The following is a 20,965-nucleotide window of genomic DNA, read 5'->3' as shown; positions in this document are numbered from 1 at the left end:
GGACCGCTTCCGGAAGACCGCAGACAACGGACGGCAGACCGCTTCCGGAAGACCGCAGACAACGGACGGCAGACGGCTTTCAGAAGACCGCAGACAACGGACGGCAGACCGCTTCCGGAAGACCGCGGTCAGCAGTCAGCAGTCAGCGGTCAGTGGTCGGCGGTCCGCGGTCATCTGCCGGCAGACCGCTTCCAGAAGACCGCGGTCAGTGGTCGGCGGTCGGCCGAACTGCGTAACATCTGCAAACAACTTCCAGGAAGTTCGCAGCTTCCTGGAAGTTATCAAATCCATTCGAATGCATGAACTCAACAGCTTACTGGCTCCAGGAGACCTGCTCCTCCAGCCAGCCGCGGTTCAGGTAAGAAGCTTCGTTCTATCCCAAAAGTGTTTGCAGCAGCGCCATGCAAGTTGTCTCTGTTCGTCCGTCCTCATCCAGTTGAGGATTCCAGGTAGACATCGACACCGCAGCAACGCGCCCGGTTCCGGCAAGACGGCGGAACACTGCCTCCAGTTGCTTCACACGCGGGCCGCCCGAAGCTGGATAGTTCATGGCCGGGGCTTCCACAGGATCGAGAATATCGGTGTCGAAATGGATCCACAGGGGCCCGTCGGGAGGTTCCGCTCCCAGAAGCATCCCCATATCTGGCAGATGGAGAATCCCCGACCCTTTCACCAGTTCGCGTTCGCCAGGATCCAGATCGCGGCCATCGGTCAGGATTACCTGTTCGGCCAGAATCGGCTGCAGCCCCACAGCGTTCAACATCGATTGGTTACCAAGCCCCACCAGCATGGCCAGAGGCATGCCACCCACAAAACCACTGGGAGTAGTTTCGCAGGTATTAAAATCCCCATGGGCATCGAACCAGATCAATGTTGTAGAAATGCCACTGCGTTGAAGGCCGGCAGCGACCCCAATGGTGGTGCAGCAATCACCGGCGATGGAAACGGGACGATCCCCGCGGTTAACCGCGTCCGCGACCGAGTCGGCCAGTGCACCGTGGATGGCCGCGAGCCGTTCCTGCTGACTGTCACATGATGCCAGCGATGGGTCGATGACCTGGGCCGGTTCGACCAGAGTTGCCAGCTCGGGCACGTTTTCATCCAAAAAATAGGAAACCAACAGGAACTGATCAGCCAGCGTTTTTCTCCATCGGAAGCTTCAGCGGTCCTGGCGATGGGTCCTTCAAAAAGAATCGACGCTGCCAGGTCCCATTTGGTCGCGCCGAAAAACCGCGCGCTGACCCTATTCAAAGGTTCTGGGCGGATTACGCGAAACCATGCGAACTCACCAGCGATGCAGGAAAGCATCACCCCCGGAGAATTCGGCGGTGATCTCCTACAATCCCAGCGCCGCCAGGTTGAGTCTATCCGCCTCGACCGGGGGACACCAGAAGTAACTGCCAGTGACAGGCCGTGAGAACTGGAACAGCGCATCGGTGATGCCATCGTCCAGTCCCGCCATCCGTTGCAGCTGTGCCTCGAAGGCATCGAGGGAATGGCCGTACGCCACAAACATCAAGCCTTCCTCTTGTCCATCACTCCATGGCATTGAGCGACGGACCAGGAACGCTTCCGGTTCAAAGTCCTCTTGGGCGGTCCGTTTCACGTGGGCCGAGTCGGGCGCGTCCTCCAGCTCCTCGTTGTCGGAAACACGCCGGCCGATGGCATTGTCCCGATCCGTCTGGGACATCCCTTCAAAGCGGTCCAGGTCATGAACCCAGCGCTGCACGGCTACAAAGCTGGAGCCTGCAAGACTGGAACCCTGGACGATGCCTGCCTGGATTGCTTCGTCGTCCGAGGGATTCTCGGTGCCATCTTCGTAGCCAGTCAGGTCCAGGCCGAGCCCGTCCGGTCGCTCGCCATATTTGAACGCGTCCACTACCTCTTCAAGCTGGAAAGTCGGCGCTATCGACCGGCTGATCAGGTGGGTAAGCTGGATTAACTCGCCCCGATCATCGCCTCGCAGCCAACACCACAGGGCAAAGGGGGTAGCAGGGATATCAACGCCTGGGCCGACCAGGCTGGGAAAACTGCGTAAGCCCTCCACAGCTTGGCCCATCGCCAAAACCACTGATTGTCCGATTCCGACGACCAGGCTTTCGCCGATGGTGTGGTCCCGAAGCGCTTTCAGCGCGTTCGACGGGTCAGCACCAGGTAGCAGGCTGAAGCTTAGAAAACGGCCGGTTGATGGGACGGGGGGAAGAATACCAGGCTGTATTGTGTTCATAAAAACTCCTCAAAACTGGTCATAGTTCAGCGATGCCCGCCCTTTGAGCGATGTGCTTCCGCTCAAAGACACCAGGCTCCATAACCCAGTAAACCACAATCCAGGCCTTCGCACAATGATCTATATCATAATTTCTGTGAATCTTGCTGGTTGATTGACAAAACTCTGTCGTCATGGGAAGTCCATGTAGAACACGGTGAGTTGACTTTTTCTCTGCTTGAGATTATTGTAAATGATGTAACGTGAAATGTACTGAGAGGTGCGAAATGCAAAAGAAACTGACCGTTACCATCGATGAGCAAGTCTATGCAGGATTGAATGCGGTCACAGGACGCCGGCGTATCAGCTGCTCCATCGAAGACCTGGTACGCCCAACTGTGCTCTTTCCAGATGAAGATTGAATTCCAGGCAATTGGCGTGATCCACACGCCGTTCACAAAACCGGAGGGCATGCCGATTCAGCCAGCGGGCGGGGCTGGCGTAAAGGGCACCGTGGAGGTGTTTGAGCAATACCGTGCCGGTTTGAAGGATCTCGATGGTTTCTCCCACATCATCCTGCTGTACCACTTTCACTACAACCGGGGATTCAAACCGCACGTCGTGCCGTTCATGGATTCGCAGCCACGTGGAGTCTTCGCTACCCGCGCCCCCAGGAGACCGAATCCCATCGGCCTTTCAGTTGTGCGGCTGAGCAGAATCGAGGATGGTGTGTTGCACGTCGAGAATATGGACATTATCGATGGCACTCCGCTGCTTGACATCAAACCTTATGTGCAAGAATTCGATACGCAAGTCGATGTCCGGACCGGTTGGTTGGAACAGGCAAGAAAGAGGGTCTCACAACGGAAATCGGACGACAGATTCAAAAGGATTGGGTGATGAACACCCAGTAGTAGATCAGGTAGAGCCCCGCGCCCAGCAGGAAGAGGGCGCTGGTCCGGTGAATGAAAGGCACCACTTTGCGCAGACCCTTGGCCACCGCGCCACGGAAGATCGCAGCGCCGATGGTGACGGCGATGAGCACGCTGGCCATTCCCAAAGCATAGCCCATGAACTGGATGAAGGAGTTGGCCAGACTGCTGGTGGCCAGGGAACTGCCCACGACCACCAAAAAGATGGGCAACGTGCAACTCAGAGAACCAATGGCGTAAACGATTCCAAAGCCAAAGACGTTGCGCATGTTGCGCTGGGGACTGATGGTTACCCGGCTGGCCGCTGCGATGCCCAGGGTGCGATGGGAGAGCAACAGGTACAACAAGGCTCCTCCAAATCTGTGAAGGAGCCTCGTTTCACTTTCGCGTCGGAAAATATCTCACAGGCAGAACTGTTAGTCGGCAGCGAACCGGACTACCACATCCACATTGGCCTTGTTCATGTTGGGTACCAGGAAGTCGATGATTTTGACCAACGGGGTGTCGGCGAAAGCTTCGCCAGCTATTTCCGTGCTGGCGCCCAGCGTATCGTCGCTCCAACTCAGGTGAGGAAGTGCCATCCCATTGACAGTTACAAACACACCGGCTGGCCGACTATGGAACCGCAGTTCCTCGATTCCGTTCTCCTCGAAAAAGGCCCGTGACTTGGGAGGCAACGAAAAGGCGCTGGGATCAAGATTGAGCAGCGAAGCAAGTTCTCGGGCATCGATGCCAGCCAGGGAGAGCGTACCATCTTCAGCGTAGTCCAAATCGAGGACCACCGCCGCTGCAATGGGTTCGTCGGTGACTGCTGGCATGTCAGGAAGCACGGCCCCCTCGCGCACAGGAATCACAGCCGCGCCTGCCTGAGCCGGGAACTCCAGCACGACGTTCAGACCCGTTCGGGTCAGGAGTGGCACAAGATTGTCGATGAGTTTGGCATATGGAAGGCCAAACAAACCGGTAATCTGTCCCGCATTGCTCAACATTTCGCCATCCCAGGTGATATTGGGCAGCGGTTGGCCATTGGCATAGACAAAAACCCCGTCGTCGGTATGAACCAACTCCAGATGCTGGATACCAGCGTCCGTCATCAACTCGACAGTCGCGGGGTCCAGGACCAGCGAACCGGGTTGCATGCCGGCCAGCTGTTCGATCCGTTCAGCGCCCAGGGGCCCCAGTGATGGGCGTCCCTGTTCATCGAAGGTGATCTGAAGACGGGGAACAGACAGTAAGAATCGGCGACCACTCTCAGTGGTGTCGTCGGCGTCGATGGGCAAAGCCGGCCCGCAGGCACCTAAAATGAGAGTCAAGATGACTAGAAAAACGATTACACGCGACCATCGCATGCCACACCCTCCTTTGAAAGCTCCTAATGCCGAGAATCAGTGCTGTCTGATTCTAACGGAGATTGCGACTTCTGTCAAGGAAAAACCGGCCTGAATCTCCCGGAAACTGCAAAATGCCTGGGCGGTGCAAAAAAACAGGAGTTAAGCCATTGCTGTCGGCTTGTCGAATCGGCGTCCGTTGGTATAATGATCGCACCTTGAACTGAGGATGAACGAGTGCTGAGCCGGGAAGAGTTTGAGCAATTGGTAGTCGACGCTGTGGCAACGTTGCCGCCCGAAATCCTGGACAAGATGGACAACGTGGCCATCACCGTACAGGATTGGCCTTCACGCGGCCAACTCCAGCGCTCGAATGTAGGGCCGGGGTCGACGTTGTTTGGTCTCTATGAAGGGGTTCCGCTAACCCGGCGTACCACCCATTATGGCATGGTGCCGCCAGACCGCATCACCATCTTTCGTGGTCCTCTGACTACCCACCGGCGCAGCCCGGAAGCCATTGCCGAACAGGTGAGAAAAACGGTCATTCATGAGATCGGACATCATTTCGGCATGAGTGAAAAACAGATTCAGTCGCTGGGATATTGATGTCTGAACGCTATGCGATTCCGGCCAGGCCCCACCGGGTTGAGGAGAAGATCGAACGCAGTCGGTTCATCACGACGATTGCCTATACGCCAACGGTTGAAGCGGCCCGGGCGTTTATCAGCGATATAAAGAGTGAATTCGCCGATGCTTCCCACAACTGCTGGGCCTATCTGATCGGGCCGCCGGGCAGCACGGGATATGCCGGTTACAGCGACGACGGGGAGCCCCACGGCACTGCCGGCAAGCCGATGTTCACCGTTTTACAGCATTGTGGAGTGGGGGACGTCACCGCGGTGGTAACACGCTACTTTGGTGGAAAACTGCTTGGCAAAGGGGGACTGGTGCGGGCCTACAGCGGCGGCGTCAAACAGGGGCTGAAGAGTCTCGATCTGGCCGAGCATGTGTTATCTGTTGACCTGCGCGTGGTGGTCGATTATGCCAGCGTGACCCCCGTACAGCGGTTGCTTCCGGAGTTCGAAGCAGCAGTTGTTGAGGAAGACTATGGCGTGGATGTAACCTATCGACTCCGGCTTCCCGCAGCCAGGGTCGATGTTTTGCAGCACGCCTTGACAGAGCTCACCCATGGCCAGGTGCTGATCGAACCGGTGGCCGATTCCTAAATAGTTCATGTCGCCATGTCATTATGTCACGATTCGCATTTTGGCATGCTGCCATATTGACATACTGCCATGTTGCCATCCCCGCCAACTATTCGTTGGCATTCGCCATGGGTAGAAACACCAGCTGATCGAGGGGATCTGCGATTCTCAGGCGGGACACGAAGACATCATCGCTGCCGTTGTGGGTGGTGTCGTAGGCGCCGGGCGTCACAGGAAAGTCATCGGAGTCTGTCGCGCCCGTCAGAGTCGCTTCCCCAAAGACATTGCTGGCGACAGAAAAGCCATTCTCCTGCGCGCCGCCACCCAGGTAAGACCCATACGCCAACGTCGCGCCATTCGGGCTGAGACCCGCGATGTAGGCATCGGAGGTGCCGCTCAGGGCTGCAAAGGCGGCCGAGGGTGTGGTCGGGAAATCCCCGGACCGGGTCTCGCCGACGGCGATCATCATGCCGAATCCATCCACATCCAGACCACGGGCCCAATCATCGTCACTGCCGCCGAGATAGGTGCTGAATATCGGCGATGAGGCATCGACACTGAGTTTGGTCACGAAGGCGTCGATGCCGCCGATGGCTTGCTCGGCGAAAGCCCCGCCAGTTGTGGGGAAATCGGAGGAGTTCGTGTATCCGGCTAGAATGGCGTTGCCCACGGGATCTGTGCGCAGTGCAAGCGCCCGGTCTTCGCCAGTGCCACCCAGGTAGCTTGAATAGCTCAGTTGGCCGGAGATTGGGTCGAGGGAAGCAAGGAAGGCATCGAATCCGCCGCCGTTTTCGTTCTGAACAGCGTTTGAGGTTACAGGCATGTCGTCCGAATTAGTCCAACCGGTGATGAGAATCTGTTGTGCGATATCCAGCGCCACAGCCTTGCCCTCTTCCTGTCCAACGCCTCCCAGAAAGGTGCTGTATTCCAACGAGGTGCCGGTAGAATCCAGTCTTGCCACGAGGATATCCCGCAGATCGGCGAGCATGGGTTGAGCGGCGTTGCCGGTTGTGGGGAAATCGGTGGACCAGGTGCTGCCCACGATGTAGGCATTGCCCTCCTCATCCAGGGTGATATCCTGTCCCACATCCCGGTCAGAACCGCCCAGGAAAGTACAATAGACCAACCCGCTGCCGTCCGGTTTTACCTTCATGACAAAGGCGTCGGTGTTGCCATTGTAGAGCTTGTCAAAACCAGGGACCGCGCCAAATACCCGGCAGAAATCCTCCGATCGTGTCTGGCCCGTCACGTAGGCACTGCCATCTGAGTCGACCGCAATGCCAAGGCCCTCGTCAGGTTGATCCAGACTCTGGGCGTTGAACCAGAGCATGTATTCCAGGCTACTGCCGGTGGAATCAAACTTGGCGACGAAGGCGTCGACTCTGTGCGAGGGGGACGATGGCACCAGGGGCGTTGCAGCCGTCGGAAAGTTCGTCGAGCTGGTCATGCCGGTGACATAGGTGTTGCCCTGCCGATCCATGGCGACGCTGTATCCTCGATCTGCCCGCGCGTCGCCCAGATAGGTGCCGAAACCAGGCTGTCCGGTTGCTCCGGCCAGCCCAATCAGTCCAATAAACAATAGGACTGCCGGAAAAAGGGGTAGAAACCAACGATAGTGCTGTGTAGGATTCATAGGACGCAAGCCTCCGTGGCTGGGAGCCGGCGCGGTGCAATGTAACGACAGTGGGAGCGCCTGATGGGTGAATTGGGATGACAACTGGCGATCTGTTATACCCGGATGAATCCATTATACCACTATACCACAGAAAAAGGGCGCGATAGTTCCTCCCCTGAGCGCTGCTGGTATTTCGCAAGCAGGATCAGCCGCGAATCGCGCGAATCTGCAGCAACTATTGACCTTGGCCGGAATGCACTAAAAAAAGCCCCGGCGGAATGCCAGGGCTCCTGAAAATCGGTGTGTTCCGGCCCTCTACAGGGCGGTAATCGTGGCATCGACACAGATCATGAGCAGCACGACAGCCAGGTAGATATTGGAGGCCATAAACAACGCGCGCGCGTTGTTTCCAGATGGGTCTCGCAGCAGTTTGACGTTGCGGTACACCAAATCGACGGTGGCCAGGGCCACGGGGACAAAGTAGAGCAAACCCAACGCTGGATCGAAGACCAGCACCAGCGCAGCCAGGGCAGTGGCCAGGGTGTGTACCAGGACCCAGAAGGCCGACTGGCGAGGCGTTGCCGATACCGGAAGCATGGGCAGATCACTCCTGGCGTAGTCGTTGCGATAAACGATTGCCAGGCTCCAGAAATGGGTTGGCGTCCACACGAAGACCAGAAGCGCAAGCACCAAAGCGCCTGGAGCCGACCAATTCCCCGCTGCCGCGGCTCCGGCCAGGACCGCGGCACTGCCTGCGGCACCGCCGATGACAATGTTTAGCAGTGTCCGCGGCTTCAGCCAGATGGTGTAGATGACCACGTAGATGAAGGCACCCAGGCCCAGGAAAAATGCCAGGGCTTGATTAAAGGGCAGCACCACCAGAATCGGCAGCACGATCATGGCAGTCGCAACCCATGGCACCCAGCGGGTATCCTCGAAAGTGCCACTTGCGAGAGGTCGGTGTTTGGTCCGGTTCATCTGCCTGTCGCTATCTTGCTCCACATATTGGTTGATCGCCGAAGCACCCATCGCCGTCAGACCGCCGGTCACGATGACCAGAAGCAAGGTGGACAAGCCAGGCCAGCCGCTGGCGCCGAGAAAGGCGCCACCGACGGCGGCGAACACCAGGAGGGCAACGACCCTCATTTTGAAAAGTACCATGAGGGTCTGCACGAGAGAAGCCTGTGATCCCTGTTTGCTTTCCACGCCTGTTTTCTTGTCGATGGTTTCCTTGGCTGACACGGTTTCCAGGACAATCGACTGCTGTTCTGATGTCATATGACTCAATCTACACTCCTAACGCCATCAACTCAATCGTTCCACGCATTTCCATGGGCTCACTAAAGACACTGATAGCGGCCAGGGCCAGGCCCAGAAGCAATACAATCCACGGTAAGACCGCCCGCCTGGCCATTGCTACGCTGCCACCGGCCCGATTGGCAAGCCGGGTCGTCACATACAGGCTACCGGCGAATCCGATCAGCACGGCGATGATCTGTAGCGGCAAAAGCCACTCTGCAGGCAGGACGGGGCCCAGCAACCAGTTGGGCTCTGCACCCAGGAGCAATATCCCGTGGTCGATCAGGAAGCCCTGCGCAACCGGGATGATCGTCAGTGCGCCTGTCACGAAGTGAAAGCCATAATGGGCGAACCAGATGGCAAAGGCCAGCGGGATCAGCGCAGGCGCATAGCGGCTAAACACGACTCGCAACGGCTCGCCATCGTTTTTTGCCAATCCACGACTGAGCCAGGCGGCGGTCAATCCCAGAACGGCCGGCAGAAGCAGATTCAAGACGCCAAAGATCAACCCCAGGATCAGGGCTTCATTGCTCGTTCCCAGCCATTGCGCCAGGCGAGCCTCCAGTTCATAGACTGGTGGAATCATGCCAAACGCGTTGCTCACACTGGCAAACGCAAAAACGAAGGCCAGAAACGCCATGTCCCAGCGACGGGGCCAGGCGTGACAGACCAGTTCGTGCAGCGGCGGTCGCGAGGCCAGGGCTACATTGTCATGGGGACAGGCCCGGGCACAATCGAGGCAGAAGATGCAATCCATGTTGCTATTGACCTGGGGCACGAACAGATCGGTGCCGCATCCCAGAACCTGCGGGCTGCCGCTAACGCACTCTCTGCCAACACAGCTACGGCAGATTTCGCGGTTGCGCGCCGTGATCTGCAGCGGTGACACGGTCGAGCTGACGAAGTTGAAGGTTCCCAGGGGGCACAGGTACTTGCAGAAGGGTGACCCCGAAAACAGTGCCTCCAGAACAAAGGCCGCAACGAAATAAGCGATGGCCAGCCAGGCGGTCAACCAGGGAGAGGCCCACAGGTCGAGCCATTCGTACAGCCAGAAGAGTGCCAGCAACAGCAGGATTGCCATCCATTTGTGGCGCAGCGCCCTGGGCCAGCGCCTGCCTCGACCGCTCAACTTCCGCGCCACCGTTCTTGGCAAGGTGAATGGACAGGCCATGCAGAAGAGATTGCCCACAAGCAGCAGGGCCAGGATCACAAAACCGCGGTAGTGCACCCAGGCGGCTACCGTAGAGATGTTCTGGGGAGCCAACTGGGGACCGGTTAGCCCATCGTAGATCATCAACAACGCCAGCAGAAGAAGAGGGACCTGGAAGACCAGCCGTCCCCATCGCCAGCGCAGCAGCTTGCCTAATCCAGGCACACGGAGCAGATCAAAGCGTGGATTGTGTTGTAAAAGAACGGGGCCGGAAGGCCCATTGGATACCGTCATGGCATCTCACCCAGAACGGTCAGATCGAATCGCCGGGAGGTCAAACGCCCGTCGGGCAGGGTTGCCAATACCGTCACAAACCAATCGCCGCCCATGGTCCACTCGAAGTCGGCCTCATAAACACCACCGGTGCCGCCGCTGGCCTCCGCCCGCACCGGTACCATGCCGGCGTGGGACATATCGCCCTTGATGCGCAAGGTTGCGCCTTCAACCGGCAGCCCTTTGCCATCGGTCAGCCTGATGATCAGGTGGGTTGGGCCCTGGACCGGCGGCTGGGGCGCAATCTCCAGGGTCACGTTCACCTCGGGCGCCTGATCACCCTGGCGACTGGCACGCTGACAGCCGCTCAATGTGATGAGCGCCAGGGTGATCAAGATCACATGGCGGAGGATTCTGGCCCGGTGTGGCATCCTTGTTTCTCGCTCGAGATCGCCGGTTACGATTCAATCAGATGCTGAACGTCCGACAGGATATCCTCGGCCGGTGTCTTAAATCGATAACTGTAGCTCAGATTGCCTTCCTGGTCGACCAAAAACATGCGGGCGGTATGATTGACGAGATAACCCAGGGCCGACTCTGAAAAGATCTTCTTTTCCGCGATGATGCCATACTCGTCTCGCACGACAGCAAGCTCGTCCTGGTCGCCAGTCAGCCCCAGAATGGCGGGATGAAAGGCCGCTGTGTAATTTGCCAGTTTGGTGACGCTATCGCGCTCAGGGTCCACGGTGATGAAGAGGACCTGAACCTGCTCGGCATCGTCACCGAGGCCCTCCAGGACCTGGCGTGCTTCCGACAGGGATGTTGGGCAGACATCGGGGCAGGAGGTGTAACCGAAAAAGAGCAGGTGTACCTTGTCCTGATGATCGCTAAGCCGGTAAAGATCGCCGCTGGAGGCCATCAACTCGAAGTCAGCTGCCTCTCTGTTTGCTGGGTAGGCCGTGCCTTTGAACTCATAGGATTTTCCACATCCCGACAATGCGCTGGCAACAAGGATCAACACGAGTGCCAGCCCGGTGATTCTAGACATGATTGGTGCCTCCCAGGGCCGACGGCTGTTCCTGTGGATTGTCTCCGCCTGGCGCCTCGACCGAGCCCTGCTGTCGCTTTTTCTCCCGGCTTCGCACGATACTCACGTAGATGATCCCTGCGACCAGGGCAAAGGAAAACCATTGGAAGGCATAATTCAAATGGGAGCCTTCCGAGAGGTCGAACTCGGGGTCGACGCGTGTCGGCAGGGCCAGATTTCCTTCTGGCGGCGGTGATTGTGTCAGAAAAACGGGCAACAGCTCGTAGGGCATCTGGTGTTGGATTGCATCGATATCGACCCGATACCACTGCGATTTTGCTTCAGCTGGTGTGGGATCGGCAGCGGCTTTCCTGGCTGCCCGGCCGAACAAAATCTGCGGAGGTTGAAGGAAGCCCGTCACCCATTGTTCACCGGGCGCATCGTTGAACTGGGCGGGATTCCCCGCCTGGGCCTCGGGAATCCAGCCGCGGTCGACCAGTATCGCTTTGCCCGAGTCGCCAAGCATCAAGGGTGCAATGAGATGCATCCCCGGACGACCTTGCACCGGTTGCTGCAACAGGAGAATCTGGTTGTCGTAGTCAAATTGGCCGGTAGCAGTGGCCCGGGTATTTCTTATCGTATCCCGCTCCTCCGGAATAGTCCACCGGCCTGCCAGGGCATCGTTCACCGATTGGGCAGATTCGGCAAGTTTGGCGGTCACATCCGCGTTGGAGGCCAGGCGTTGCTGCCGGCGATCCAACTGCCAGACACCCAGGCGAATCATGACAAACATCGCCAGAAGCACAAACAGGGTGGCAAAAATATAACGTTTACTGAACAGCGTTTTGATCATTGGATTCTGAGTTTCGGCTCGTCAGGAACAACCAGCCGCCGACCAGGAGCGCCAGGCCGATGCCGCCGATCACCAACCAGTTTACCGGTGATTTCGGCTTGACCTCCAGAAGGAAGTCGGCGTTGCCCTTTCCCTCTGACGTCTCATAGGATATGTCGACCTGCCATTGGCCCGCCTCGGGGACTTGGATATCGGTCTCGTAGGTCGTTTTGTTGGCGGCCTGATCCCGCGTGGCATAGGCTCGGATGGTCTCGATTTTCGATCTGTTATCGACCGGCTTCAATTCAACGCGCACCGCGGCATCCAGAACGGGTTTCTCGGTCTCGGGCACCGCAAGGGCCACGGTGACATGAAGGGTTCCGACCCGCACGGGAGCGGGACTGGTATAAGCATACAACTCGTTGGGCCCTGTGGCAACTTTCACCAACTGCGGCGTGCCGCCACCGTGCGCCAGGGACAGAGTCGCAAACAACCCCGTCATGACGATAGTAATGAGCCATGTGATCCCGTTGCGCCAGAGCAGGGTGTTTCGCCTGGACAGACGCATCGCTGCCAAAAAACGGTTCAGGTTGTTCGCACCAGCGGCGTTTCTGTCAGACATACCGGGTTCAGCTACGAGACTCAATGATGCCCCGACGAGTTTTCGTCGACGAGCCAGGCCGGATTTGCATCGATGGACTTGTCCGCTTCTGTCTGGACAATCCTGGCCAGCAGGATGAGTGCAGCCAACAAAAACATCATGCTGCCAGGGATCCACATGATGGTCCCTGCAAGCATCTGGTCTTCCATTACTGAGAGACCATAGAAGCGGGGCACGGTGGTGTAGTAGTCGTAAATTGGCTGGTTGGCGAAAGCGATGGCCACGCCGGCAAACATATTGACCGGTATGACAGAGATAACGTACAGCAGACGTTTGGAACCTGTGAATGTTTTGTGGAAGCGGGGTGCAACCCCTGTTACGTGCCACCAAAAGAGCATCGCTGTAACAAAAAAGGTGATATGTTCGAGATCGTGGAAGAAGTTACTCTGAAGAGCCAGGTTATACATGTCAGGATCATGCCAGCCGATATAGACCGCGACATAGAGAAACCAGACAATGCCGGGAGCCGTGATCCTGGTCAGGACCTGGCGAAATCGGGTTTCCTGGTTGAGTAACTGGCTTGCCTGGCGCCTGGCCTTAACGGGCAGGCTCCACATGATGATCGGGAAGGGATTGGCAATCAGCAGCAGGGGCGGGGCAATCATTACCAGCAACAGATGCTGGATCATGTGCATAGAAAAGAGCTGGCTGCTCAACACGTCGATGGGCGACATGAGAGCAACCGCCAGGACTGCCAACCCAGACCAGTAGGAGGCCAGCTTCCAGCCTGTCACCAGTGGAGACCGCGGGTTTGTTCGAGGTGTTTCAGGATGCTGGCAGACGATGGCATGCAGACGTCGCCAACCGCGCGTGTAGAGCGCACCGGCGATCATCAGGACCAGAATAACGTCGATGCGCCATTCCCATGACTGGAGCAAGGCGCTTGCTAAAGGATTCATGGATGCACTGATGAGCCGATGCGATCGGCCAGGACAGGTTTACGGTCTGTCGTTAGCCGTGGCCTACGGCGACCGCTGTTCCGATCAGATAGAGAGCCGGGTAGAAGAAGACCCATACCAGGTCCACGTAGTGCCAATAGATGGCTGTTGCTTCGACGCCCCAATGTTTTTCGCGGGAGTAATGTCCCTTGCGGCCCAGGTTCCACACGATGAGGATCACTATCACGCCGCTGAGCACGTGCAGGGCGTGCAAGCCGGTCATGCCGTAGAGTACAGCGCCATAGACGCCGTCGGTGGGTTTGATGTGGTTGCCCAGCACCAGGTTGCCCTCCTCGACCGAAAAACCCCATTCGAACAAGATCACGCCTAACAAAAAGATGGTGCCAAGGAACGCAGTGATGAGCAGGCTGCGCAAAAAGGTTTTGCGGTCGTCGTAAGCGATTGCCGACTCGGCTCGATTCATGAAAAAGCTGCTGAGCAACAGAACCCCTGTAATGAAAAAGGGAAACGTCTGGTTCAGATCAGGTCGCGTGCCTCCCCACAGGAAGAAGCGGGCCACCAGCAACCCACCGAAGATGAAGCTCTCGGATAGGAAAAAGAGCCACAGCCCCAGGCGATTGTTAGATGTCTGCCACTCGTATGATTCGTGGATAGCTTCAATCGACTCAGTAACAACTGCCATTTAGTGGGCCTCCTCACTCCAAATGCTCGAAAAGTGCATGAAGTATTGCAAGATAAGCGCCGCTTTGCCCAGCGCGATGATGAACAGGGGCACCAGCGATCCGGTGTAGATCGCCACAGCGAACTCCAGCATGGTAAGTGCTGCTAATGCCAGCAGCACTATGAAACCACGGCGGTATGTCTTTCCACGTTCGCCTGCCAACGCCATGTATTCCGGCCCGCGGGCAGGTACAGGTTGCACGACGGGCGCCGCGGTTTTCGCCTTGGATGGATCGCCTGGCATGATTCGGGTCATCAGAAGCAACCCAACCAGGATGGCGCCTGCAACCAGGAACGGTAGACAAATCAATATCAAAAGGCTCATTGTGCCAACTCCATTTTTTGTTCCACCTGCTCGAGGCCGGAAACGCTGTCAACCCTATTTCGTATTGGCATTCTGTCAATCTCCACCCGACAAGGCCGGCGCCATCATCACGTAGGGCGAGTCGGCAAGGCCGTAGTCGTAGGGTTCTCCCACTACAATGGGTGTGGTTGCGTAGCTCTGCTCCGGTACGGGAGAGGGAATCTGCCATTCCAGTCCCCGGGAGCGCCAGGGATTGGCGCCGGCGACCCGTTCGCGGCGGGCACTGACGATCAGGTTGACGAGCATGATGCATACCGAGGTGGCAATGACCAGCCCAGCGATGGTGACCATCATGTGTGCGGTATCGATGCCCAACGCCGGGTCGTAGTCGGCGATGCGGCGGCGCATACCCATGGTGCCGGTCCACATCTGCCCCAGGCTCATGACGTAGAAAGCGGGAAGCATCAGCGCGAAATGTATCTGGCCCAGGCGCTCGTTATACATGCGCCCTGTCGCCTTGGGATACCAGTAATACAGCGCAGCGAAGAATGGAAAGACAAACCCGCCAAACATGGTGGCATGGAAATGACCGACCACGTAATAGGTGTCGTGCAGATTCATATCTGTCGTGACCATGCCCAGCGGGGGGCCGGTAAGACCGCCGATCAGGAATACCGAAATGGCACCCAGGGTAAACAGCATGGGCGTCTTCAAGATAATCTTGCCGCCCCAAAGGGTGCCGACCCAGCTGAAGAATTTTACGCCGGTTGGCACCGCCACCAACAGGGTCGAGTACATGAAAGGCACTCTCAGGTAGTAGCTCATTCCGGATACGAACATGTGATGGGCCCAGACCAGGAAGCCTACGAGGGCGATTGCCATGCTGGACATGGCAATCCACTTGTAGCCGAACAAGGGCTTTCGGGCGAAGACCGGCAACAACTCGCTGATAATACCCAGGCCAGGCAGGATGAAGATGTACACAGCGGGATGGCTGTAGAACCAGAACAGGTGCTGGAAGAGGATCGGGTTGCCGCCCCCTTCCCAGAGCTGGGAAGGCAACATGTCGGCGATTACCGCCACTCGCGGGTCAAAAAAGCCCATGCCGAACAACCGCTGCATCACCACCATCAGGAAGGAGAGGCCGATGAGTTGGGTGGCTGTAAGCTGAATGATGGCTGTGGCGAAGGCAGCCCAGACGAAGATCGGCATTCGGAAGAGGCTCATGCCCGGTGCCCGCATCCGCAGTGTAGTTACGAGGATGTTGATCGAGCCCAGGATGGATGACATGCCTACGAAAAAGACGCCCAGGAAAAAGTATTGCACACCCAGGGGAGACTGCGCACTGAGGGGTGGATAGCCGGTCCAGCCGGTGTCCCAACCGCCCAAAAACATGGCGAGTACCACCAGCAGTGCACCGGGAACAGCGATCCAAAAGGCGAAGGCATTGAGCCTTGGAAACGCCATATCCGAGGCGCCGATCATCAACGGAACCAGGTAGTTTGACATGCCGCCGATGCCCAACAGGATGCTGGCGATCATGATGATCCCGTGGGCGCTGATGGAGGTATAGTACCAACTGGTACCGCTGCCCTGAGAGAATTCACTCAGGCCGGGATTCATGAGTTCAAAGCGGAAGAGGATCGCCAGGGTCCCTGCAAAAAGCAACAGAAGAATGCCGGTAATGGTATATTGAATGCCAATGATCTTGTGGCTGTAGTCCACGCCGAAATAGCGTGTCCAGGCAGGCTGGTCCTCCGGTGGACCATGTTGGATGGGGGTTTCCTGGCCGACTGCCCATTTGAACCAGTCTGTCAGTGCGCCGACACCCACCATAAAGCCGATGACACCAAGGATGGCTGCGAAAACCATGGCCCCTTCTGAAGCAGCACCGGCAGTGGTTTGCGGAATCCAGGCGACCTCGAGGCCGAGCATGGCTCTCGCGACCGATACGAAGCCATAGCCTACGGCCCATCCAATGACGAAGCCTACAAGGCCACGGATGATTCCCAGGGATGGTAATACTCTCATTCAGTATCCTCCTCGGACAATTCAGGAAAGCGCGCTGTGGTCAATGGAGGTTGACCACCCGGCGTTTGTTACTCAGCCAGGCTCTTGATGTATTCGATCAAATCGTTTATGTCCTGTTCGCTCAACGATTCGCCATAGGTTTGCGGCATCACACCTGGGATGCAGGGTCCCAGAGGGCATGTGTCTACCACCTGGAGACCGGGCTCGAGAATCGATTTGCGCAGATAGTTCTCGTCGGCCATCATCGATGTGCCGTCGGCGAACTGCCGTTCCATTCCGAAGAGACCCTTCCAGGAGGGCCCAATGCCGGTCGATTCCCCGGTGACGTTGTGGCACCCCACGCAGTTGGGAAGGGCGTTTTCGGCTATGTCCTTGCCCCGAACTACAGCCTCGCCTCCTGTCGCCGCCATTGCATTCGCCGCCTCGATCTCCGCTATCTGCTCTGAAGTCCAGCTGTCAAAGTCGGATGGCTCTGTTACCTGGATATCGGCCAACATCGCGTGGTGTAGAATGCCACACAGCTCATCACAACGCACCTTGAACGTACCAACTTTGGTCGGCCGGATGCGAAGATCGGAGATCAGGCCAGGCACGGCGTCCTGTTTGACCCGGAACTCTGGCACCCAGAAATCGTGGATCACGTCGATCGAAGTGAGGTGCAGCACTACCGGTCGATCCTTTGGCAGCATCAATACGGGAGAATTCTCAATACCCAACTCGGGATAGTTGAAGCGCCAGGAAAACTGCTGGGCGATCACATCGACCTCAAGTTCGTTCGGCGCTTCGCCGGTGACCTTTGCCAGCGCGCGGGCCGAAAAAAAGGCGAAAACCAGGACTGTGATCAACGGAATGACTGTCCAGACAATTTCCAGCTTGGTGTTGCCATGGATGTAGGCGCCATCACCATCATCGCCATCCCGCCGGCGAAAAACGACAATGCTGTACAGCATAAACACGATGATCAGAGCGAAAAGAAAGCCGATCACCCACATTTGCACACGGAACAAGCTGTCGACAGATGCCGCCTGGGCACTGGCCGCCGGCTGGAACATCTGGATGTTTTCGAACAGGATGATGACGGTCACGGTCGCGATGGCTATCAGTACCGATACAATTATGAGATGTTTGCGATTCTGAGATCGATCCATTCGGTTCCTTCTCCCTTTTTTCGGGTGAGATTACCAGCGGTCGCCCTTGAGGGCACGTATGAGATCAGCTTCACCGGCGCCGGTTACCTGCCGTCGTTGGTGAACGGTCATGGTGTCGCCGGCCAGGGAAACGAAAATAACTCGCAGATCCTCCCCCTCAGGCCACAACAACGGAGCCAGATCGCTTTCGGTCAAATCGGCATCCTCATGGTCAACGATGATGGCATGGGGGCGTCTGTCCGGCACCACGCTCTGGGCATCTTTCCAGGTGGGCACCGTGCCGATCACCTCAACTTGATCGCCCAGCAGTCGAACTAACCCCTCTCCGAAGAGCGGATGCGCAGAAACGACGAGAACTGTCATCTTTTTTGTATGGGAACTTGACCCTGCGATCACGGCTTTGGCCTTTCTGGCAGGACGGCACAGCCAGCCTTCCTGAGTTTCGCTTCATTCTATCAAATTTCTTTCCGGGTGTCATCGCCAATAAGGCTATACTTTCAGGTACCAATACGGGGGATTGTATCGTCGCTCGAATGGATGATGATGCCAATTGCGGCATCCCTCGAATGGATGATGCCAGAAGCCATGTTTGTCCGATTCTGTCCCTGGCTTTACAATATGCCGACCGGTTGACTCCCGGCGATGCGAAGGTCTAAGGTCTATGGAAACAGATAACCACGGTAACCCTGAAACAGAATCCACCGGCTGCAATGTGTGGGCACGACGCTCCCTTATTCTGCTGGTTCTCGCCTGGATTTCCCTCGTCTCCTTCGGTGCACAGGGTGCCAGCTGGCTGGCCGCCCTGTTCGAATCGATGGCAGTATCGATCCCCGACCCTGCGGCCATGACCGCCATCCAGGCAATTGCAATCGGCATCGTGCTCCTGCCGCTGGCGCTGATCTGGACGGACGGACGGCATCGAGGTATCTTCCAGGCCTGGCTTGCCGCGGCCGGCTTTCTCCTGCTGATGGCCCCGACACGCTTATTGCCGTCGACAGCCAGCCAGGAAATCATCCTGCTGCAGATTGGCGTGTCGTTGGCCTGTCTACTGGTGTTTGTATGGATGGCCCGCTCTCAACATTTGCCCAGAGCAACCTGGACCGGCTCGATGGTTTCTGTCGCCATTGCCCTTCTTTTTGCACTTATCTGGATCGCCTGGGGTGCCATGGGATCGGCATTGGACGTGTTTCTCAATCTTCTTCTCGGACTGGTATTCGGCCTGCTTGCCAGCCAGATCATGAGTCGCACATGGCTGGCAGCTCTGGTGACCGATCCAGGGGGCGCTACCCACGACCTTGTCACAGGGGGATTCGTGACCGGTGCACTGGTGCTCATCATGGCCAGCGCCTTGAGTCTCAATGGCCTTCAGCTTGCGCTCATGGTCGCTCTTCCAGCCCTGGGCTGGGCCGCCATGGGTGTCACCAGGCTGGGTCCGCCGCCCGAGTCATCCCGCCGGCCAGCGCTGGCATCGTTACTCGGACTGGCCGCCGCAGCGCCGCTGGTATTTGTCGATACCGATGGCTTGGTGTTGGAGGCGATGGATCCAATCGCCATGAAGACCCTGGGCGCTGCATTTATTGCCATGGTGATTGCCTGGCTGGTCGGTCTGGTCATGATCCTCCTGTCATCCCGGTTGGCCCGTTTCCGTCCACGGGGTGCCTGGGCCGTCCCTGCCATCGGGCTGGCTTTGGCCGCTGGTGTGTTATATCTGACCGGTGGACAGAGCGGGTTCCACGGCGATCGCCTCTTCGTGGTGCTGAAGGACCAGGCCGACCTGTCGGCGACTGCGGATATGGCAGATTTCTCCCTGCGCCGGCAAACCGTTTTCGACACCCTGGTCCAGCATGCTTCCGGGACACAGGCCGAACTGCGACAGCGTTTAGATGATCGGGGAATCGACTACACATCCTATTATCTGGTGAACGCCATCGAGGTGGATGGTGGATTGCTGCGGCGCCTGTGGCTGGCGCGCCGCCCAGAGGTGGACCGTGTGCTACCCAGTCCAAGACTCCGGCCAAACCAGTCGCCGCTGGCTATCGCCACCGGTTTCCCGACGCAACCAGGTGAACCTGATTGGAACTTGACCAGCATCGGCGCTGATCGGGTCTGGAACGATCTGGGGATTACCGGCCAGGGAATCGTCGTCGGGCAATCGGACTCGGGTGCGCAATTCGATCATCCCGAACTGGCCGACGGCTATCGAGGGGGGCAGGGGCAGCACGATTACAACTGGCTCGATCCCTGGTATGGCACGGAAACGCCGGTGGACCACGGTGGTCACGGGACGCATACACTGGGCTCGGTATTGGGAAACAGCGTGGGTGTCGCTCCTGATGCCACCTGGTTCGCCTGCACCAATCTGGCCCGCAATCTGGGCAACCCGGCCTTCTATCTGGCCTGTATGCAGTTCATGCTGGCTCCCTATCCTCTCGGGGGAGACCCCTTCGTCGATGGCGATCCGGCGCGCTCGGCGCACGTTCTCAACAACTCATGGGGTTGTCCGGAGGATTACGAGGGCTGCGACCCGACCTCCCTGCAGCCGGCCCTGGAAGCCCTGCGCGCGGCCGGCATCTTCGTCGTAGCCGCGGCGGGCAACAGTGGGCCCGAATGCAGTTCCCTTACCGATCCCATTGCCATCTATGATGCTGCATTTTCGGTGGGCGCGATCGACCGGGAGGGCCATCTGGCGACCTTCAGCAGCCGCGGCCCGGTCACCGTCGATGAAAGTGGCCGGGTTAAGCCCGATATCGTTGCGCCTGGCGTGGATGTGCTCTCGGCGTATCCGGGAGACACCTACAGAATCTCCTCGGGCACGTCGATGGCCGGTCCCCACGTGGCGGGTGTAGTAGCCCTGATGTGGTCGGCAAATCCTGATCTCATGGGCGACATCGACGCAACCGAGGCCATTCTGATCGAGTCGTCAAAGCCTTTTTCGGGCGTGGAAGGCGCTACCCTGCCCAACGACGATAGACCACCGGTAGCAGAACAACTGGAGGAGTCCCTGTCAGGTGGTTCCGGCAGGGTCAGCGCCGTGACGCCGGCATACTGCACGCCCGCGGGTGCGCTCATTGGCGTACCCAACAACCTGGCAGGTTATGGTGTGGTCGATGCCTACCAGGCGGTACAGATGGCGCTTGAACTGCGATGAGATTGCCACGGCCTTCCGGAAGACCGCAGACAACGGACGGCTTTCAGAAGACCGCGGACGACGGACGGCTTTCAGAAGACCGCGGACGACGGACGGCGGACCGCAGTCAGCGACACGGAGATACGGCGGCCAGAAGACGGCGGACGACGGACGGCAGACCGCAGTCAGCGACACGGAGATACGGCGG

Annotated in this window: 22 protein-coding genes; 5 read left to right on the top strand and 17 right to left on the bottom strand. The window is 57.9% G+C overall.

Annotation, left to right across the window (positions count from 1 at the left end; genetic code table 11):
- Nucleotides 1-373: 373 nt before the first annotated feature.
- Nucleotides 374-1,093, bottom strand: a complete 720-nt coding sequence (locus U9R25_02590) for an arginase family protein (GenBank protein MEA3334768.1) — start codon at nucleotides 1,091-1,093, stop codon at nucleotides 374-376.
- Nucleotides 1,094-1,336: 243 nt separating this feature from the next.
- Nucleotides 1,337-2,227 (bottom strand): Dyp-type peroxidase, encoded by an 891-nt coding sequence (locus U9R25_02585; protein ID MEA3334767.1) that lies wholly within the window; start codon nucleotides 2,225-2,227, stop codon nucleotides 1,337-1,339.
- A 266-nt stretch (nucleotides 2,228-2,493) separates the two neighbouring features.
- On the opposite strand from U9R25_02585, the gene U9R25_02580 reads away from it, so the two are divergent.
- Both U9R25_02580 and tsaA read left to right on the top strand, forming a co-directional pair.
- Entirely contained in the window at nucleotides 2,494-2,628 is a 135-nt protein-coding gene (locus tag U9R25_02580; protein MEA3334766.1) for a hypothetical protein, read from the top strand.
- On the top strand, nucleotides 2,618-3,106 hold the full coding sequence (tsaA, locus tag U9R25_02575) for a tRNA (N6-threonylcarbamoyladenosine(37)-N6)-methyltransferase TrmO (GenBank protein MEA3334765.1): 489 nt from the start codon (nucleotides 2,618-2,620) through the stop codon (nucleotides 3,104-3,106). Before U9R25_02580 ends, tsaA begins: the two co-directional genes overlap by 11 nt.
- On the opposite strand, the gene U9R25_02570 is transcribed toward tsaA, so the two are convergent.
- Together U9R25_02570 and U9R25_02565 are read right to left on the bottom strand one after the other, a co-directional pair.
- Nucleotides 3,090-3,485 carry a cytochrome c biogenesis protein CcdA gene (locus U9R25_02570; GenBank protein MEA3334764.1) on the bottom strand — a complete coding sequence of 132 codons (396 nt, stop codon included), beginning with the start codon at nucleotides 3,483-3,485 and terminating at the stop codon, nucleotides 3,090-3,092. The genes tsaA and U9R25_02570 overlap by 17 nt on opposite strands.
- Before the next feature lie 69 nt (nucleotides 3,486-3,554).
- A complete protein-coding gene (locus U9R25_02565) occupies nucleotides 3,555-4,487 on the bottom strand; it encodes a hypothetical protein (protein ID MEA3334763.1) in 933 nt (310 codons plus the stop codon).
- A gap of 216 nt (nucleotides 4,488-4,703) precedes the next feature.
- On the opposite strand from U9R25_02565, the gene U9R25_02560 reads away from it, so the two are divergent.
- Nucleotides 4,704-5,072: a metallopeptidase family protein gene (locus U9R25_02560; protein ID MEA3334762.1), complete on the top strand. Its 369-nt coding sequence runs from the start codon at nucleotides 4,704-4,706 to the stop codon at nucleotides 5,070-5,072.
- Nucleotides 5,072-5,692 carry a YigZ family protein gene (locus tag U9R25_02555; GenBank protein MEA3334761.1) on the top strand — a complete coding sequence of 207 codons (621 nt, stop codon included), beginning with the start codon at nucleotides 5,072-5,074 and terminating at the stop codon, nucleotides 5,690-5,692. The genes U9R25_02560 and U9R25_02555 overlap by 1 nt, the downstream gene beginning before the upstream one ends.
- Nucleotides 5,693-5,780: 88 nt before the next feature.
- Here the strand turns inward: U9R25_02555 and U9R25_02550 are convergent, their stop codons facing one another.
- From U9R25_02550 to U9R25_02490, 13 genes are all read right to left on the bottom strand, one after another.
- Nucleotides 5,781-7,304: an SBBP repeat-containing protein gene (locus U9R25_02550; GenBank protein MEA3334760.1), complete on the bottom strand. Its 1,524-nt coding sequence runs from the start codon at nucleotides 7,302-7,304 to the stop codon at nucleotides 5,781-5,783.
- A gap of 297 nt (nucleotides 7,305-7,601) precedes the next feature.
- Entirely contained in the window at nucleotides 7,602-8,564 is a 963-nt protein-coding gene (gene cyoE, locus U9R25_02545; protein ID MEA3334759.1) for a heme o synthase, read from the bottom strand.
- Between the two features lie 10 nt (nucleotides 8,565-8,574).
- A complete protein-coding gene (locus U9R25_02540; GenBank protein MEA3334758.1) occupies nucleotides 8,575-10,029 on the bottom strand; it encodes a FesM in 1,455 nt (484 codons plus the stop codon).
- On the bottom strand, nucleotides 10,026-10,439 hold the full coding sequence (locus tag U9R25_02535; protein ID MEA3334757.1) for a FixH family protein: 414 nt from the start codon (nucleotides 10,437-10,439) through the stop codon (nucleotides 10,026-10,028). Before U9R25_02535 ends, U9R25_02540 begins: the two co-directional genes overlap by 4 nt.
- Before the next feature lie 26 nt (nucleotides 10,440-10,465).
- Nucleotides 10,466-11,056 (bottom strand): SCO family protein, encoded by a 591-nt coding sequence (locus U9R25_02530; GenBank protein MEA3334756.1) that lies wholly within the window; start codon nucleotides 11,054-11,056, stop codon nucleotides 10,466-10,468.
- On the bottom strand, nucleotides 11,049-11,888 hold the full coding sequence (locus U9R25_02525) for an SURF1 family protein (GenBank protein ID MEA3334755.1): 840 nt from the start codon (nucleotides 11,886-11,888) through the stop codon (nucleotides 11,049-11,051). Before U9R25_02525 ends, U9R25_02530 begins: the two co-directional genes overlap by 8 nt.
- Nucleotides 11,866-12,489: a hypothetical protein gene (locus U9R25_02520; protein MEA3334754.1), complete on the bottom strand. Its 624-nt coding sequence runs from the start codon at nucleotides 12,487-12,489 to the stop codon at nucleotides 11,866-11,868. Before U9R25_02520 ends, U9R25_02525 begins: the two co-directional genes overlap by 23 nt.
- A gap of 20 nt (nucleotides 12,490-12,509) precedes the next feature.
- Nucleotides 12,510-13,427, bottom strand: coding sequence for a cytochrome c oxidase assembly protein (locus tag U9R25_02515; GenBank protein MEA3334753.1), 918 nt, complete (start codon nucleotides 13,425-13,427; stop codon nucleotides 12,510-12,512).
- A gap of 52 nt (nucleotides 13,428-13,479) precedes the next feature.
- Complete coding sequence (locus U9R25_02510) at nucleotides 13,480-14,109, bottom strand: cytochrome c oxidase subunit 3 (GenBank protein ID MEA3334752.1); 630 nt, start codon at nucleotides 14,107-14,109, stop codon at nucleotides 13,480-13,482.
- On the bottom strand, nucleotides 14,110-14,472 hold the full coding sequence (locus U9R25_02505; protein MEA3334751.1) for a hypothetical protein: 363 nt from the start codon (nucleotides 14,470-14,472) through the stop codon (nucleotides 14,110-14,112).
- Nucleotides 14,473-14,547: 75 nt separating this feature from the next.
- The gene (locus U9R25_02500) at nucleotides 14,548-16,482 is read right to left on the bottom strand and encodes a cbb3-type cytochrome c oxidase subunit I (protein ID MEA3334750.1); all 1,935 of its coding nucleotides are present in this window, start codon (nucleotides 16,480-16,482) and stop codon (nucleotides 14,548-14,550) included.
- A 68-nt stretch (nucleotides 16,483-16,550) separates the two neighbouring features.
- Nucleotides 16,551-17,630 (bottom strand): cytochrome c oxidase subunit II, encoded by a 1,080-nt coding sequence (gene coxB / locus U9R25_02495; protein MEA3334749.1) that lies wholly within the window; start codon nucleotides 17,628-17,630, stop codon nucleotides 16,551-16,553.
- A gap of 30 nt (nucleotides 17,631-17,660) precedes the next feature.
- Complete coding sequence (locus U9R25_02490; GenBank protein MEA3334748.1) at nucleotides 17,661-17,993, bottom strand: hypothetical protein; 333 nt, start codon at nucleotides 17,991-17,993, stop codon at nucleotides 17,661-17,663.
- 298 nt (nucleotides 17,994-18,291) lie between these two features.
- On the opposite strand from U9R25_02490, the gene U9R25_02485 reads away from it, so the two are divergent.
- The gene (locus U9R25_02485; GenBank protein MEA3334747.1) at nucleotides 18,292-20,778 is read left to right on the top strand and encodes a S8 family serine peptidase; all 2,487 of its coding nucleotides are present in this window, start codon (nucleotides 18,292-18,294) and stop codon (nucleotides 20,776-20,778) included.
- Nucleotides 20,779-20,965: the final 187 nt, after the last annotated feature.

It is taken from the genome of Chloroflexota bacterium, assembly GCA_034717495.1.
Classification (GTDB): Bacteria; Chloroflexota; Anaerolineae; order JAAEKA01; family JAAEKA01; genus JAYELL01.
This window is presented reverse-complemented; position numbering and strand designations above follow the sequence as displayed.

What these genes read in the sequence shown, in the direction of transcription:
- U9R25_02515 (MEA3334753.1), bottom strand. Translation starts at nt 13,427, where the DNA reads ATGAATCCTTTAGCAAGCGCCTTGCTCCAGTCATGGGAATGGCGCATC.
- U9R25_02565 (MEA3334763.1), bottom strand. Translation starts at nt 4,487, where the DNA reads ATGCGATGGTCGCGTGTAATCGTTTTTCTAGTCATCTTGACTCTCATT.
- U9R25_02530 (MEA3334756.1), bottom strand. Translation starts at nt 11,056, where the DNA reads ATGTCTAGAATCACCGGGCTGGCACTCGTGTTGATCCTTGTTGCCAGC.
- U9R25_02525 (MEA3334755.1), bottom strand. Translation starts at nt 11,888, where the DNA reads ATGATCAAAACGCTGTTCAGTAAACGTTATATTTTTGCCACCCTGTTT.
- U9R25_02580 (MEA3334766.1), top strand. Translation starts at nt 2,494, where the DNA reads ATGCAAAAGAAACTGACCGTTACCATCGATGAGCAAGTCTATGCAGGA.
- U9R25_02505 (MEA3334751.1), bottom strand. Translation starts at nt 14,472, where the DNA reads ATGAGCCTTTTGATATTGATTTGTCTACCGTTCCTGGTTGCAGGCGCC.
- U9R25_02510 (MEA3334752.1), bottom strand. Translation starts at nt 14,109, where the DNA reads ATGGCAGTTGTTACTGAGTCGATTGAAGCTATCCACGAATCATACGAG.
- U9R25_02520 (MEA3334754.1), bottom strand. Translation starts at nt 12,489, where the DNA reads ATGTCTGACAGAAACGCCGCTGGTGCGAACAACCTGAACCGTTTTTTG.
- U9R25_02585 (MEA3334767.1), bottom strand. Translation starts at nt 2,227, where the DNA reads ATGAACACAATACAGCCTGGTATTCTTCCCCCCGTCCCATCAACCGGC.
- coxB (MEA3334749.1), bottom strand. Translation starts at nt 17,630, where the DNA reads ATGGATCGATCTCAGAATCGCAAACATCTCATAATTGTATCGGTACTG.
- U9R25_02550 (MEA3334760.1), bottom strand. Translation starts at nt 7,304, where the DNA reads ATGAATCCTACACAGCACTATCGTTGGTTTCTACCCCTTTTTCCGGCA.
- U9R25_02490 (MEA3334748.1), bottom strand. Translation starts at nt 17,993, where the DNA reads ATGACAGTTCTCGTCGTTTCTGCGCATCCGCTCTTCGGAGAGGGGTTA.
- U9R25_02540 (MEA3334758.1), bottom strand. Translation starts at nt 10,029, where the DNA reads ATGACGGTATCCAATGGGCCTTCCGGCCCCGTTCTTTTACAACACAAT.
- cyoE (MEA3334759.1), bottom strand. Translation starts at nt 8,564, where the DNA reads ATGACATCAGAACAGCAGTCGATTGTCCTGGAAACCGTGTCAGCCAAG.
- U9R25_02555 (MEA3334761.1), top strand. Translation starts at nt 5,072, where the DNA reads ATGTCTGAACGCTATGCGATTCCGGCCAGGCCCCACCGGGTTGAGGAG.
- tsaA (MEA3334765.1), top strand. Translation starts at nt 2,618, where the DNA reads ATGAAGATTGAATTCCAGGCAATTGGCGTGATCCACACGCCGTTCACA.
- U9R25_02535 (MEA3334757.1), bottom strand. Translation starts at nt 10,439, where the DNA reads ATGCCACACCGGGCCAGAATCCTCCGCCATGTGATCTTGATCACCCTG.
- U9R25_02485 (MEA3334747.1), top strand. Translation starts at nt 18,292, where the DNA reads ATGGAAACAGATAACCACGGTAACCCTGAAACAGAATCCACCGGCTGC.
- U9R25_02500 (MEA3334750.1), bottom strand. Translation starts at nt 16,482, where the DNA reads ATGAGAGTATTACCATCCCTGGGAATCATCCGTGGCCTTGTAGGCTTC.